Source organism: Paenibacillus sp. T2-29, assembly GCF_052921365.1.
Genome location: NZ_JBREVE010000028.1, coordinates 1 through 635, shown reverse-complemented (window position 1 = coordinate 635; position 635 = coordinate 1). Strand labels below are relative to the sequence as shown.

General features: G+C 56.2%; 1 rRNA gene. It reads right to left on the bottom strand.

Annotated elements, in window-relative coordinates:
- Positions 1-635: ribosomal RNA gene (locus ACU1JV_RS28060) — 23S ribosomal RNA — on the bottom strand; the annotation flags it as partial.

The window sequence follows — 635 nt, the reverse complement described above, 5'->3', positions numbered from 1 at the left end:
TGGGAAATCTCATCTTGAGGGGGGCTTCACGCTTAGATGCTTTCAGCGCTTATCCCTTCCGTACATAGCTACCCAGCGGTGCTCCTGGCGGAACAACTGGTACACCAGCGGTACGTCCATCCCGGTCCTCTCGTACTAAGGACAGCTCCTCTCAAATTTCCTACGCCCACGACAGATAGGGACCGAACTGTCTCACGACGTTCTGAACCCAGCTCGCGTACCGCTTTAATGGGCGAACAGCCCAACCCTTGGGACCTACTTCAGCCCCAGGATGCGATGAGCCGACATCGAGGTGCCAAACCTCCCCGTCGATGTGGACTCTTGGGGGAGATAAGCCTGTTATCCCCAGGGTAGCTTTTATCCGTTGAGCGATGGCCCTTCCATGCGGTACCACCGGATCACTAAGCCCGACTTTCGTCCCTGCTCGACTTGTAGGTCTCGCAGTCAAGCTCCCTTCTGCCTTTGCACTCTTCGAATGATTTCCAACCATTCTGAGGGAACCTTGGGGCGCCTCCGTTACTCTTTAGGAGGCGACCGCCCCAGTCAAACTGCCCACCTGACACTGTCCTCGCACCGGATCACGGTACCAAGTTAGAACCTAGATACGATCAGGGTGGTATCCCAAGGATGCCTCC